The organism is Acidobacteriota bacterium, from assembly GCA_035471785.1.
Lineage (GTDB): Bacteria > Acidobacteriota > UBA6911 > RPQK01 > DATIPO01 > JANQFM01.
This window is the reverse complement of sequence record DATIPQ010000049.1, coordinates 12292-25351: the sequence shown is the minus strand read 5'-3', so window position 1 is coordinate 25351 and position 13060 is coordinate 12292. Positions and strand designations below refer to the sequence as shown.

The 13060-nt window shown below is 62.0% G+C and carries 12 protein-coding genes; 7 read left to right on the top strand and 5 right to left on the bottom strand.

Annotated features, from left to right (window positions below; translation table 11 throughout):
* The first annotated feature begins 11 nt into the window (after positions 1-11).
* From nosZ to VLU25_07415, 6 genes are all read left to right on the top strand, one after another.
* Positions 12-1871 (top strand): Sec-dependent nitrous-oxide reductase, encoded by a 1860-nt coding sequence (gene nosZ / locus VLU25_07440; protein HSR67758.1) that lies wholly within the window; start codon positions 12-14, stop codon positions 1869-1871.
* 579 nt (positions 1872-2450) lie between these two features.
* Positions 2451-3080 (top strand): hypothetical protein, encoded by a 630-nt coding sequence (locus tag VLU25_07435; GenBank protein ID HSR67757.1) that lies wholly within the window; start codon positions 2451-2453, stop codon positions 3078-3080.
* A gap of 9 nt (positions 3081-3089) precedes the next feature.
* Entirely contained in the window at positions 3090-4454 is a 1365-nt protein-coding gene (nosD, locus tag VLU25_07430; protein ID HSR67756.1) for a nitrous oxide reductase family maturation protein NosD, read from the top strand.
* The gene (locus VLU25_07425; protein ID HSR67755.1) at positions 4451-5368 is read left to right on the top strand and encodes an ABC transporter ATP-binding protein; all 918 of its coding nucleotides are present in this window, start codon (positions 4451-4453) and stop codon (positions 5366-5368) included. Before nosD ends, VLU25_07425 begins: the two co-directional genes overlap by 4 nt.
* Entirely contained in the window at positions 5343-5804 is a 462-nt protein-coding gene (locus VLU25_07420; protein HSR67754.1) for a nitrous oxide reductase accessory protein NosL, read from the top strand. Before VLU25_07425 ends, VLU25_07420 begins: the two co-directional genes overlap by 26 nt.
* Positions 5801-6646 carry an ABC transporter permease subunit gene (locus tag VLU25_07415; GenBank protein HSR67753.1) on the top strand — a complete coding sequence of 282 codons (846 nt, stop codon included), beginning with the start codon at positions 5801-5803 and terminating at the stop codon, positions 6644-6646. Before VLU25_07420 ends, VLU25_07415 begins: the two co-directional genes overlap by 4 nt.
* 14 nt (positions 6647-6660) lie before the next feature.
* On the opposite strand, the gene VLU25_07410 is transcribed toward VLU25_07415, so the two are convergent.
* The 5 genes from VLU25_07410 to VLU25_07390 all read right to left on the bottom strand — a co-directional run bounded on the left by VLU25_07410 (position 6661) and on the right by VLU25_07390 (position 11909).
* Positions 6661-7425 carry a succinate dehydrogenase/fumarate reductase iron-sulfur subunit gene (locus VLU25_07410; GenBank protein ID HSR67752.1) on the bottom strand — a complete coding sequence of 255 codons (765 nt, stop codon included), beginning with the start codon at positions 7423-7425 and terminating at the stop codon, positions 6661-6663.
* A 31-nt stretch (positions 7426-7456) separates the two neighbouring features.
* Complete coding sequence (locus tag VLU25_07405) at positions 7457-9370, bottom strand: fumarate reductase/succinate dehydrogenase flavoprotein subunit (protein ID HSR67751.1); 1914 nt, start codon at positions 9368-9370, stop codon at positions 7457-7459.
* Complete coding sequence (locus VLU25_07400; protein HSR67750.1) at positions 9367-10074, bottom strand: succinate dehydrogenase cytochrome b subunit; 708 nt, start codon at positions 10072-10074, stop codon at positions 9367-9369. Before VLU25_07400 ends, VLU25_07405 begins: the two co-directional genes overlap by 4 nt.
* A 100-nt stretch (positions 10075-10174) precedes the next feature.
* Positions 10175-10648, bottom strand: a complete 474-nt coding sequence (locus VLU25_07395) for an EVE domain-containing protein (GenBank protein ID HSR67749.1) — start codon at positions 10646-10648, stop codon at positions 10175-10177.
* 91 nt (positions 10649-10739) lie between these two features.
* The gene (locus VLU25_07390; protein ID HSR67748.1) at positions 10740-11909 is read right to left on the bottom strand and encodes an acyl-CoA dehydrogenase family protein; all 1170 of its coding nucleotides are present in this window, start codon (positions 11907-11909) and stop codon (positions 10740-10742) included.
* A gap of 83 nt (positions 11910-11992) precedes the next feature.
* On the opposite strand from VLU25_07390, the gene VLU25_07385 reads away from it, so the two are divergent.
* Positions 11993-12979, top strand: a complete 987-nt coding sequence (locus tag VLU25_07385) for an isoaspartyl peptidase/L-asparaginase (protein ID HSR67747.1) — start codon at positions 11993-11995, stop codon at positions 12977-12979.
* Positions 12980-13060 lie beyond the last annotated feature (81 nt).

Here is a 13060-nt window from a genome sequence, read left to right as displayed (position 1 = left end):
GGAGGTAAGTGATGTTTGGCAAGACGTTAGGAGTCCCCAGATGGGGATGGACTTTGATTGTTGTGGCGGCGCTCGCTTTGGGGTTCTTCGCCTGTCAAGGAGGAGAACCGCAAAGACGCGGAGCCGCCACGGGAAGCGCTGCCGATGCCGCCACGGCGGCCTACGTGCCGCCAGGCGACCTCGACCAGCACTACCTGTTTTACTCGGGCGGACATTCCGGAAACGTCTACGTGGCCGGAATCCCCTCCATGCGCCATATTTCCACCATTCCGGTCTTCGCGCCCTATCCCGCGACCGGATACGGGTTCGACGACGAGAGCCGGGAAATGCTGGGCGACTTCACATGGGGCGACGTCCACCATCCCTCGCTCTCCAAGACCGAGGGCGTCTACGACGGCCGTTGGCTTTTCGTCAATGACAACGCCAACGCCCGTTTAGCCCGGATCGACCTGCGCGATTTCAAGACCAAGCAGATCTACGGTCCCATCGCCAATCTGTCGGGCAACCACGGCAGCGCCTTCGTGACCGCAAACACCGAAATGATCCTCTTCGCCTCGCGTTTCGGCATCCCCATACCCAAGGGGACCTACGCCACCATCGAAGGTTACGCGACCGACTACAAGGGCCTGGTGGGAGCCGTCAAGGTCGATCCCGACAGCGGGGAGATGAGCATGGGGTTCCAGATCGTGACTCCGCCTTTCGATTGGGACCTGGGCTCCACCGGACGCGGCCCTTCAGCCGAATGGGCGCTGTGGACCTGCTACAACTCCGAGCGGGCCATCGGCGAACTGGAGAAGACGGCCAGCGCCAATGACCGCGACTACGCCATCGCCGTCAACTGGAAGCTGGCGGCTCAAGCGGTCGCCGACGGCAAGGGACAGAAGATCGGTGGTGTAGACGTGCTCGACCCCGCCGAGAATCCCGGAATCGCCTATCTGATCCCGGTGGCCAAGAGCCCTCACGGAGTCGACTTCGGCCCTGACGGCACTTTCTTCGTCACCAGCGGCAAGCTGGAAGCCATCACCACCGTCTTCAGCTTCGACAAGATGCTGCAGGCCATTCAGGACCGGGACTTCAGCGGCGACGAAGACGGCATCCCCGTCCTCACCTACGAGAGCGTGATGGAGCGCGAGGTGCAGATCGGTTTGGGTCCGCTGCACACCCAGTTCGACAACCGGGGCAACGCCTACACCAGCCTCTTCATCGACAGCGCGGTGGCCAAATGGGACCCGCAAACGGGCGAGGTGCTGGACACCATTCCCGTCAGTTACAACATCGGGCATTTGTTGGTTCCCGGAGGCGACTCCATGCAGCCTTCAGGCGACTACCTCATTGCCCTCAACAAGCTCTCCCATGGACGCCACCTCAACGTAGGACCGTCCCAGCCCGAATCGAGCCAACTGATCGATATCAGCGGCGAAAGCATGCGGCTGCTCTATGACGCCTTCACCGAACCCGAGCCTCACTATGCCCAGGCCTGCCCGCGCGAGCTGCTCAATCCTATCGAGGTCTACCCTCAGGCGGAGAACGACGATCCAATGGCCATCTTCGACATCGCCGACGCCGGAGTGACCCGTTCAGGCAACCGTGTCGACGTCAAGATGGCGGCGGTGCGCTCGACGATGCATCCCACCAGCTTCGAGGTGCGACGGGGCGACGAGGTGAGCATCCACATCACCAACATCGAGCAGACTACCGACGAGCTTCACGGCTTGGGCATCAACGGCTACAACATCAACATCGTGGTTGATCCGGGAGAAACAAAGCATGTCACTTTCATCGCCGACAAGCCGGGAGTCTTCGCCTACTACTGCACCAACTTCTGCTCGGCTCTTCATCAGGAAATGCAAGGCTACATGCTGGTGCGCTAGTGCTGCCGGTCATAAGTTCTGAGCCAGGGCCGCCGTTCTTGTCCCTGACAGGGACAGACTCGCCAGCCCAGCGACTATGTTAGAAGTCAAGTCCGGGCTCGCTGAAGGCGAGCGATTCGCCAGCTCAGCGACTGTGTTAGAAGTCAAGTCCGGGCTCGCTGAAGGCGAGCGATTCGCCAGCCCAGCGACTGTGTTAGAAGCCAAGTCCGGGCTCGCTGAAGGCGAGCGATTCGCCAGCTCAGCGACTGTGTTAGAAGTCAAGTCCGGGCTCGCTGAAGGCGAGCGATTCGCCAGCCCAGGGTCAGCCCCGGCGAGCGCAAGCGAGACGGCGGCGCCACCCTGGGTTTCAGACGGCAAATGTGCGAACGCTGAAAGCGTGGGATAACGCCACAGAGTGGCTCAAAACCTTTGACGCACTGCACTAGGGCCGGTAGGTGGCCAACAAGTTCACACACGCGTCAAGTTTCAGCGACCGCGCTGAAAGCCCAATGCTCTCGGCGGTATGAGGTCGCTCGCTAGCTCCAAACACGATGGCCGGGGGGAGCCGCCCTCCGGCGCATCCAACCTTGGAGGACTGAAATGGGCAAACGTTTAGAAGCTCAACAAGCCGTTCTGCAGTCTCCGATCAACTCCAAGGCCCGCCTCTTTCTGCTGCTGGCATTGTTGGCGGCGCCCTTCATCTTCTACTTTCCGCTCTGGACCATGTCCTTTCAGTCCAACCAGTATCCCGATCCGCTGCGGCTGGCCATCTATATCGACCACCTGGAAGGCCAGAAGACGCCCAACCGCGATGATCTTCGCGAGATCAACTCGCTCAATCACTACATCGGGATGCGTCCTTTGCTGGAAAGCGACTTCTCCGAGTTTCTTTGGATGCCGTTCGTGGTCGGTTTCCTGCTGCTCATCATTTTGCGGGCCCTGGTCTTCGGCAGCGTCAAAGACCTGGTGGACATCACGGTCCTCTATCTCTATTTCGGAGGATTCGCGGCCTGGACCTTTTACTCGCGGCTCTACGAATACGGACACAACCTCGACCCCACCGCCGCCGTCACCGTCGCTCCCTTCACCCCGCCCTTCTTCGGACGCGTGCAGGTGGCCAATTTTTGGATCGAGAGCTACCCGGGAGGCGGAAGCTACGCCATGCTGATCTTCGGGCTCTTTCTGGCCGCCGCGCTGTTGACCGCCTACCTGGGCGGTCGTCAAGAGTGAGAATCATCCATGAAGACGTTGTTGACGATGACGCTCGCCTTGTTCACCACGCTGGCTACGGGAGGAACTTCGGTTCAACCGGTGGAGGTCGGTCCGTCCGGCGAATTCACCTCCATTCAGGAGGCCATCGAGGCGGCCGCCCCGGGACAAGTCATATCCGTCCTTCCCGGCGAGTATCGGGAGAATCTGATCGTAGACAAACCCGTTACTCTCTTGGGCGGCGGACAGGCGCATCTTCGGGGGCAAGGCAGCGGCGACGTGGTTCTGGTTCTGGCCGACGGGGTCCGTATTGAAGGCTTCACCATCAGCGGGTCGGGCAACAACATGATGGTCAGCGATGCCGGCGTGCGCGTCAAAGGACGCCAGGCTGAAGTTATCGGCAACCACATTCTCGACAACCTCTTCGGCATTTATCTCGACGGCTGCCGGCGGGCCCTGATCGAAGGCAACCGCATCCGGGGACGCGCCCACAAGCCGCTGGGGCAGCGGGGGGCCGGCGTCCACCTCTATGACGCCTACCACAACTTGCTGCGCCGAAACGACGTGCGCCAAGTCCGCGACGGAGTCTATTTCGACCACGCCGACTTCAACACGGTTGAGGACAACGAGTTCGCCGATCTGCGCTACGGCGTCCACTACATGTACTGCAGCGACAACACCTTCAGCCGCAACGTCTTCCGCGACAGCATAGCGGGTGTGGCGGTGATGTACACCGAACGGGTGCGCTTCAACCACAACTTGATTGTCAACAACCGGCGCGGCTACAACGCTTTCGGCTTGCTCCTCAAGGAATGCATCGACTCGGTGGCCGAGAGCAACCTGATCGTCAACAATGGACGCGGCATCTTTCTCGACAGCTCCCACCGCAATGTTTTCCGCCGCAACCTGGTGGCCTACAACGACATCGGACTGGTGCTTTACGCCAGTTCGCTGGAGAACCGCTTCACGCTCAACGACTTCATCGACAACTCCAGCACCCTGCATACGGTGGGCAGGGCCAAGGCCGACTGGAGTCCGCAAGGACAAGGCAATTACTACTCCGACTACCGCGGCTACGACCTCGATGACGACGGCGTGGGCGACGTTCCCCACCGCCTGCAGGACGCCTTCGAATACTTGCAGGGCAGCCGTCCACTGCTGCGCCTCTATCTCTCCAGCGCAGCAGCCGAGACCCTGGCGGCCGCCGAGCGCAGCTTTCCTCTGGTACCCTCCAGCCAGCAGTTCGACGACGCGCCCCGCCTGAAGCCGGTAAGCGGAGTTGAAAGCATGCCCGCCCTGGCTCAGTTGAGCCGCCGCAGTTGGCCGGCGGGAGTGGCGGCGGCCCTGGGATCCCTGCTGGCGGGATGTCTGGCCTGCTGGAGGTTGCGCCGATGAAGCCGCTGCTGCAAGTGCAGGGACTCAGCAAGTCTTACCAGGGGCGTCCGGCCGTGCAAGAGGTGTCCTTCTGCGTCCAGGCGGGACAATCGGTGGCCCTGTTGGGACCCAATGGCAGCGGCAAGACCACCATCCTTCGCTGCGTGGCGGGACTGTTGAAGGTGGACTCGGGAAGCATCTCCATCGCCGGCTTGCGCCAAAGCCGCAACAACCGGCAAGTCCGCCGCCATTTCACTTACCTGCCTCAACAAGCTTCTTTCCCCCCCGTCTTGAGCGCCTCAGAAATCATCGCTTTTCATGCCCGCCTGCGCGGGCTGGGGGAAAGAGAACGCCGCCAGGCCCTGCAGGAAGCCGGTATCCCGCAGCGCGATCAAGCCCGCCCCGTGTCCGGGCTGTCGGTGGGAATGCGCCAGCGCCTCTCGCTGGCCGTGGCGGGAATGGGCCAGGCCGAGCTGATGCTTTTCGACGAACCCACCGCCAGCCTGGACGTCGAAGCCGCCCTTCATATGCGCGAATTGGCAGGCCGCTGGCGTGAGCAAGGCCGGGCTCTGCTCTTCTCGACCCACGTTCTGGCCGACGTCGAAGGCCTGGCCGAGAAGGCCGTGATACTGGTGGATGGACGGGTCGTGGCAAGGCAAGACGTCGCCGCCTTGCGGGCTGAGTTGAGCCGCCGCTCTCTATTGCGGGTAAGAATGAAGAGCACGAGCCCCGCCCTGGCACAGGCGGCCAAAGAGGCCGGGGCAATCGAGGTCGGACTCAACGGCCGCTCCCTGCTGGTCACGGCTTCGCCTCGCCGGCGCTACCAAATCCTGGCCAGGCTGGCCGAGCTGGGCCAGGTCGAGAGCTTTCAAACCGAGGAACCATCAATCGAACGAGTTTACATGAGCTATGTGGATAAGCGAGACCAAGGCTGAGGTCAGGCGGATGGTGCTGTGCGCGGCTGCCGCGGCCATCCTGTCGGCCGCTTGCGGCGGCGGGTTGGAACCGCAACGGCTGCGCCTCGACGAAGACATCTGCAACCGCTGCCGCATGGCGATTTCCGAAAAACGCTACGCCGCCCAGGCGGTGCAGCCCTCGGGCGCGGCCTTCTTTGACGACATCGGATGCATGGCGCTCTGGCTGCGCGAGAACCGCACGGATCCGTCCACGGCCCTTTACGTGGTTGACTACCGCACTCAGCAATGGATGCCGGTCCACCAGGCCGTCTTCGTGCGCTCCCAGAGGATTCCCTCTCCAATGGGCTACGCAACGGCCGCTTTGGCCGATGCGGCAGGAGCCCGCCACTGGGCCCGAGAAATGGACGGGAGGTTGCTCACGTGGCAGCAGTTCCGTCGCGAGGTGGAACCTTGAAGGACTCTTTGCCTCAACCCGGCGTTGTGGCCGCTATCGCCCGCCAGGAGCTGCGCCTCACGCTGCGCAACCGCTGGTTGGCCTCCTACGCCGCCGTCTTGGCAGTCCTGACATTGGCGGTCAGCTACTTCGGGCTGGCAGTCATTGAATACACCGGGTTTCAGGGTTTTGACCGCACCGCCATCAGCCTGCTCAACCTGGTTCTCTACATCGTCCCCCTGGCGGCCATGATGATGGGAACGCAGAGTTTTCGTGCTGAAGGGGGAGCCACCGAACAGCTCTTCACCGAACCGGTCTTGTCTTCCGAAATCGTGCTGGGCAAACTGGGCGGGCTGGCCGCTTCTCATCTGCTCGCCACTCTGCTGGGGTTTGGACTGTCGGGCGCGCTCATCGCTTTCAAGGTGGGCAGCCGAGGATTTCTCAGCTATCTCTACCTGGTCGGATTCACTTTGGCCGTAGGCTGGGTCTTTATCGCACTGTCCAGCCTGCTCTGCATCCTGTCGGGACGCACCACACGAGCCTATGCGGTGGTCTTGGTGGTGTGGTTCTTCCTGGTTCTGCTATTCGACTTGCTGGTGATCGGACTCAGCTTTCTGCTCCCCGAGTTATGGGCCAACCGCCTGGCCGTGACGGCGGTCTTTCTCAATCCCATCGACGCCACCCGGGTAGCAGCCATGCTCAGCCTTGCGGGGAGCGAAGTCTATGGTCCGGCCGGAGCCCAGCTTCTGCGCTGGCTAGGAAGCTTGCCTCGTGCCGTGGCCCTGCTCAGCCTCACGCTGGCAGCCTGGTTCGCCCTCTCGGCCTGGACGGCTTCCTTCCTCCTCCGCCGCCGCGATCTTTAACGTGGGTGGTGGCCTCAGTCGTCGCGGCGGGTGAGGGCGGCGCGCATGTACTCGCGGCGCATGCGGGCGATGTTGCCGATGGAGATGCCCTTGGGACAGACCGCCTCGCATTCGGCGTGATTGGAGCAGTTGCCGAATCCGGCTTCGTCCATGGCGGCCACCATGCGCAAAGCCCGGCGTCGGCGCTCGGGCTGACCCTGCGGAAGGAAAGTGTACTGAGAGATCTTGGCCCCGGTGAACAAAGCCGCCGACCCGTTGGGACAGGAGGCCACGCAGGCGCCGCAGCCGATGCAGGTGGCGGAGTCCATGGCCAGATCAGCCATGTCCTTGGCGATGGGCAGGGCGTTGGCGTCGGGCGCATTGCCGGTGTTGATGCCGACGTATCCGCCCGCCTGCACAATCCTGTCGAAAGCGCTTCGGTCCACCACCAAATCGCGAATCACCGGGAAGGCCGCCGCCCGGAAAGGCTCGATGGTAATGGTGTCCCCGTCCTGGTAATGGCGCATGTGAAGCTGACAACAACTGACCCCGGCCACGGGCCCGTGAGCGACGCCGTCGATGGTGAGTCCGCAGGTGCCGCAAATGCCCTCGCGGCAGTCGCTGTCGAACTCCACCGGGATCTCCCCCTTCTTGATCAGCCGTTCGTTGAGCACGTCGAGCATTTCCAGAAAGGACATCTCGTCGGAAATGTCCTCCACCTGGTAGTCCACCAACCTGCCAGACGCCTGAGGACCGTCCTGGCGCCAGATCCGGAGCGTCAGATTGAGATTCTTGGCCATGTCTTCTTCCTGTCCGCCGCAGCGCCCGACGCTACTTGTAGCTGCGCTGAGAAGGGGTGACGTTCTCGTATTTCAGTTCTTCCTTGTGCAGTTCCCAACCCTGCTCCTCGCCCTTCCATTCCCAGGCCGCCACGTACATGTAATCGTCGTCGTTGCGCCGGGCCTCGCCTTCCTCGGTCTGATGCTCCTCGCGGAAGTGGGCCCCGCAGGACTCCTCACGCTTGAGAGCGTCGATGGCCATCAGTTCGGCCAGCTCAAGGTAATCGGCCACGCGGCCGGCGATCTCCAGGTACTTGTTGAGGGTGTCGTTGCGGCCCGGCACCGTCAGGTTTTCCCAGAACTCGCTGCGCAGCGCCCTGATCTCCTGCAAGGCTTCTTCCAGGCCTTGCTTGTTGCGCGACATGCCGACTTTGTCCCACACGATTTGGCCCAACTCGCGGTGATATTCGCGTGGGGTCTTGTTGCCTTTGATGGAAAGCAGCCGCTGCAAGCGCTCTTCCGCCTGGCGCGCCACCTCTTCGAACTCGCCGGCGTCGGGATCGACGGCGGGCAGATGGGCGTTGGCGATATAGTCCCCGATGGTGTAGGGAATCACGAAGTAGCCGTCGCACAGTCCCTGCATCAGAGCGCTGGCGCCCAGCCGGTTGGCTCCATGGTCTGAAAAGTTGGCCTCTCCCAGAACGTGCAGTCCCGGCAGGGTGCTCATCAGGTTGTAATCCACCCACAACCCGCCCATGGTGTAGTGGGTCGCGGGATAAATGCGCATGGGAACCTGGTAGGGGTCCTCTCCGGTGATGCGCTCGTACATGTCGAAGAGATTGCCGTACTTGTCCTCGATGACGTCGCGTCCCATGCGCTGAATGGCGTCGCGAAAGTCGAGGAAGACGGCTTTTCCGCTCTCCCCCACCCCGTATCCGGCATCACAGACCTCTTTGGCGCTGCGCGATGCGATGTCGCGCGGCACCAGGTTGCCGAAGGCCGGATACTTGCGTTCCAGGTAGTAATCGCGCTCGTCCTCGGGAATGCTGTTGGGCGAGCGGTCGTCGTCTTTCTTCCTGGGCACCCACACCCTTCCGTCGTTGCGCAGCGACTCGCTCATAAGCGTCAGCTTTGATTGATAGTCGCCCGAGACGGGAATGCAGGTGGGGTGGATCTGGGTGAAGCAGGGATTGGCGAAGGCGGCGCCCCGGCGGTGGCAGCGCCAGGCGGCTGTCACGTTGGAGTTGAAGGCGTTGGTGGAGAGATAGAAGACGTTGCCGTATCCCCCGGTGCAAAGAATGACGGCGTCCCCCGCGTGACGTTCCAGCTCGCCGGTGTCGAGGTTGCGGACGACGATGCCGCGGGCTTTGCCGTCCACCACCACTACATCCAGCATCTCGCGGCGCGGCAACATCTGCACCTGCCCGCTGTCGACCTGACGCATGAGAGCCCCGTAAGCCCCCAGCAAGAGCTGCTGGCCGGTCTGTCCCCGGGCGTAGAAGGTGCGCGAAACCTGGGCGCCGCCGAAAGAACGGTTGGCCAGGGTGCCTCCGTACTCGCGGGCGAAGGGCACGCCCTGGGCCACGCACTGGTCGATGATGCTGTTGGAAACCTGGGCCAAGCGGTAGACGTTGGATTCGCGGGAGCGATAGTCGCCTCCCTTAACCGTGTCGTAAAAGAGCCTCCAAATGCTGTCGCCGTCGTTGGGATAGTTCTTGGCGGCGTTGATGCCGCCCTGGGCGGCGATGCTGTGGGCTCGGCGAGGCGAGTCCTGGATGCAGAAGGCCTTCACATGGTAGCCCAGTTCGGCCAGGGAAGCGGCTGCCGATCCGCCCGCTAAACCCGTCCCGACCACGATCAGCTCGTGCTTGCGCTTGTTGGCGGGATTGATGAGCTTCATTTGGAATCGGTGGTTGTCCCAGATCTTCTCGATGGGTCCGCTGGGTACTTTGGAGACCAGTTTCATGCCTGCGCCCCTCCCGTCACGTAGATCCAAACCGGAATGAAGAGAAAGCCCACGGCCAGCAGCAAGGCCAAACCGATACCCAGGGCGCGGATCAGCGGCATGTAGCGGGGGTGGTTGGCGCCGAGCGACTGGAAGGCGCTCCAGAAACCGTGGCGGAGATGGACTCCCAGCAGGATCATCACCAACACGTAGAGTCCTGAGAACCAGGCTTCGCTGAAACGTTCGACGACCAGTCTGTAGAGGTCGCGCACAGGCCCGTCGACACCCTGCAAGCGGGTCACGTAACCGGCCTCCACCCCGCCCCCGAACTTCAAGGCGGCCAAGTGCCAGATGAGGAAGGCGAAGAGGATCAGCCCCGTCCAGATCATGGAAACCGAAGAGGTGTTTTTCTTGGACACGCCTCCGGCGTTTCCGCCCTTGCGGTACTTGACAGGACGCGCCCGCCGGTTGTGGATGGAGATGCGCACGCCGTTATAGATATGGACTCCGAAGACCAGGGCCAACCCGGCCTCGGCCAGGTAGAGCAGGACGCCCATGCTCTCCAGCGTATGAGCGTAGCGGTTGAAGTGGTCGGGATTGGGACTGAGCAGCAGCAGGTTGCCGGCCAAATGGCCAATGACGAAACCCACCAAGGCTAAGCCCGTCAGTCCCATGAGCACCTTCTTGCCGATGGTTGAAGACAATCCCCAGTAGGCATTGGACATGGTTAGCGGGCTCCTGGGTGTGCTCGACAGGCGGTTGAGGCGAGAGGGACAAAATCCAGCGACATGCCGAGATTAAAGATATCGGGAACAGGGGGCGAGTTCAAGAGTCGCCGAAGCCTTCCTTAGCCAAACGCAGAATGAGGTCGAATTCTTCTTCTTTGACCGGCTGCACGGAGAGGCGGGAGCGGTTGAGCAGGACCATCTGCTGCAGCGCCTCCACCTGGCGAAGGTCGGGCAGCGCAAGCAGCCTGGGAAACTTCTCCACGAATTCGATATCCACCATGAACCAGCGCGGATCATCCTGGCTGGCCTTGGGATCGTAGTGCTTGTCGTCGGGATCTTGCGCCGTGTGGTCGGGATAGCCTTCTTTGACCACCCGGGCCCGTCCGACAATTCCAGGAGGCTTGGCATTGGAATGGTAATAGAGGACTTCGTCTCCCGCCTTCATGTCGTCGCGCATAATGTTGCGGGCCTGGTAGTTGCGGACCCCGTACCAGGGAGAACGGCCGTCCCTTTTCAGATCGTCGATGGAGTACTCGTTGGGTTCGGACTTCATGAGCCAGTATTGCGCCATGCGTTTCCTCCTTCTGCTCTTTGCCTGCCATCCTGCTTCGCGGGTTAGGACGCCGCCGCCCTTTAGGGCGTTTCGGAAGGCCCGGCGAGCCCTACTCGTAGGCCGGGATTCCGGTGACGCTCTGGCCCAGGATGAGGGTGTGGATGTCGTGAGTCCCCTCGTAGGTGTAAACGGATTCCAGATTGGCCATGTGACGGAAGGGCGGATAGTCGCTGAGGATTCCGTTGGCGCCCAGGACGTCGCGGGCCATGCGGGCGATGTCGAGGGCGATGGAGACGTTGTTGCGCTTGCACATGGAGACATGGTCGAAACGCATCTTCCCCTGATCCTTGAGCCGGGAGAGGCGGAAGGCCAAAAGCTGCGCCTTGGTGATCTCGGTCAGCATCAACGCCAGCTTGCGCTGCACCAATTGGTGGGACGCGATGGGCCTGCCGGCGAACTGCTTTCTTTCCAGCGACCACTTGCGGGCCGATTCATAACAGGCCATGGCGGCCCCCACCGCTCCCCAGGCGATGCCGTAGCGGGCCTGAGTCAAGCACATGAGGGCGTTCTTCAATCCCTCGGTCTTGGGCAGCAGGTTGTCGGCCGGAATGCGGCACTGGTCGAAGATCAGCTCCGAAGTAATGGAGGCGCGCAGCGAATGCTTGTTGTGGTAATCCTTGGTCTCGAAGCCCTCGCTACCATTCTCAACCAGGAATCCGCGAATCTTGTCGTCGTCGCAGCGGGCCCACACCACGGCCACGTCGGCCAGAGAGCCGTTGGTGATCCAGGCCTTGGCCCCGTTGATGACGTAGGAGTCGCCGTCTTTCTTGGCGCGGGTGATCATGCCCGCCGGGTTGGACCCGAAGTCGGGCTCGGTCAACCCGAAACATCCGATGGCCTCTCCGCTGGCCATCTTGGGCAGCCAGCGTTCTTTCTGGGCATCGCTTCCGAAAGAGTAAATGGGGTACATGACCAGCGCGCCCTGTACCGAGGCGAAGCTGCGCAGTCCGCTGTCGCCGCGCTCCAGTTCCTGCATGATGATGCCGTAAGCGGTGCTGCCCAATCCGGCGCAGCCGTAACCCTCGAGATTGGCACCGAAGACACCCAGTTCGCCCAGCTTGGGGACCAGGTCCATGGGGAAGGTCCCCGCCATGTAGTGGTCTTCGATAACCGGCATCACCTCTTTATCGACGAAAGAACGAAGGGTCTCCTGGATGAGCCTCTCCTCATCGCTGTAGAGATCCTCCAAAAGCATGAAATCGACACCCTCAAATCCCATGAGGCGCACTATAGCACAGGCCCTATTGCCGTGAACGCGGGGCAGACTTCCCTTGAGGGGCCTTCTCGGGTAGGCTTGGAGATATGCGCAAACGAATACTTTTTGCGGCGCTTTCGGTGCTCTTGCTGGCGGCGGGATGCGGAGGCGCTCCGCCAGTTCAAGCCGAGAAGGAGGGGCAACCGTTGGACTACGCCATCGCCATCCACGGGGGCGCCGGGGTCATCCCCCGCGATATCGACCCAGAGATCCGCCAGGGCTATGAAGATTCCCTCAAGCAGGCCCTCGAACTGGGACGCTCCATGCTGGAGGAAGGCCGCGCTTCGCTGGACGTGGTGGAAACCGTCATCCGCACTCTCGAGGATGATCCCCGTTTCAACGCCGGCAAAGGCGCCGTTTACACCTGGGAGGGCCGCCATGAACTGGACGCGTCCATCATGGACGGCCGCGACCTGTCCTGCGGAGCCGTGACAGGAGTCAAGACCGTCCGCCACCCCATCACCCTGGCGCGCAAGGTGATGGAGGAAACCCGTCACGTCTTCCTCTCCCATGACGGCGCCGAGACGTTTGCCCGACAGATGGACCTGGAACGCGTCGAGAACAGCTTTTTCGACACCGAAAGGCGCCGCAAACAATGGCAGGAGATGCGCGACCGGGCCGAACAGGAAATGGGCACCGTCGGGGTGGCCGTCCTGGACAAGAACGGCGACCTGGCCGCCGGAACCTCGACCGGAGGCATGACCGGCAAGCGCTGGGGACGCATCGGCGATTCCCCCGTGGTGGGCGCCGGAACTTACGCCGACAACCGCAGCGTGGCGGTGTCCTGTACAGGAACCGGAGAGGAGTTCATCCGCAACGTGATAGCCTATCAAGTGTCGGCCCTGATGACCTTCAAAGGCTTGTCGCTTCAAGAGGCCGCCGAGGAAGTCATCCACAAGACGCTGAAGAAGGGCGACGGCGGCCTCATCGCCGTCTCTCACCGAGGCGAAATCGCCATGGTCTTCAACAGCGACGGGATGTTCCGCGGCGCCGCCGATTCCAGCGGACGCTTTGAAGTGGCCATCTGGGATTGAAGGGGCCGCCGCAAGCGTATTGTGAACCTATTCCGGCGATCCATCGTTTCACAGGATGCGACGTCGAAGAATCAAACCCAA

Excerpts from the sequence above, each read along its gene's own strand:
- nosZ (HSR67758.1), top strand. The coding sequence starts at position 12 with ATGTTTGGCAAGACGTTAGGAGTCCCCAGATGGGGATGGACTTTGATT.
- VLU25_07435 (HSR67757.1), top strand. The coding sequence starts at position 2,451 with ATGGGCAAACGTTTAGAAGCTCAACAAGCCGTTCTGCAGTCTCCGATC.
- nosD (HSR67756.1), top strand. The coding sequence starts at position 3,090 with ATGAAGACGTTGTTGACGATGACGCTCGCCTTGTTCACCACGCTGGCT.
- VLU25_07425 (HSR67755.1), top strand. The coding sequence starts at position 4,451 with ATGAAGCCGCTGCTGCAAGTGCAGGGACTCAGCAAGTCTTACCAGGGG.
- VLU25_07420 (HSR67754.1), top strand. The coding sequence starts at position 5,343 with ATGTGGATAAGCGAGACCAAGGCTGAGGTCAGGCGGATGGTGCTGTGC.
- VLU25_07410 (HSR67752.1), bottom strand. The coding sequence starts at position 7,425 with ATGGCCAAGAATCTCAATCTGACGCTCCGGATCTGGCGCCAGGACGGT.
- VLU25_07405 (HSR67751.1), bottom strand. The coding sequence starts at position 9,370 with ATGAAACTGGTCTCCAAAGTACCCAGCGGACCCATCGAGAAGATCTGG.
- VLU25_07400 (HSR67750.1), bottom strand. The coding sequence starts at position 10,074 with ATGTCCAATGCCTACTGGGGATTGTCTTCAACCATCGGCAAGAAGGTG.
- VLU25_07395 (HSR67749.1), bottom strand. The coding sequence starts at position 10,648 with ATGGCGCAATACTGGCTCATGAAGTCCGAACCCAACGAGTACTCCATC.
- VLU25_07390 (HSR67748.1), bottom strand. The coding sequence starts at position 11,909 with ATGGGATTTGAGGGTGTCGATTTCATGCTTTTGGAGGATCTCTACAGC.
- VLU25_07385 (HSR67747.1), top strand. The coding sequence starts at position 11,993 with ATGCGCAAACGAATACTTTTTGCGGCGCTTTCGGTGCTCTTGCTGGCG.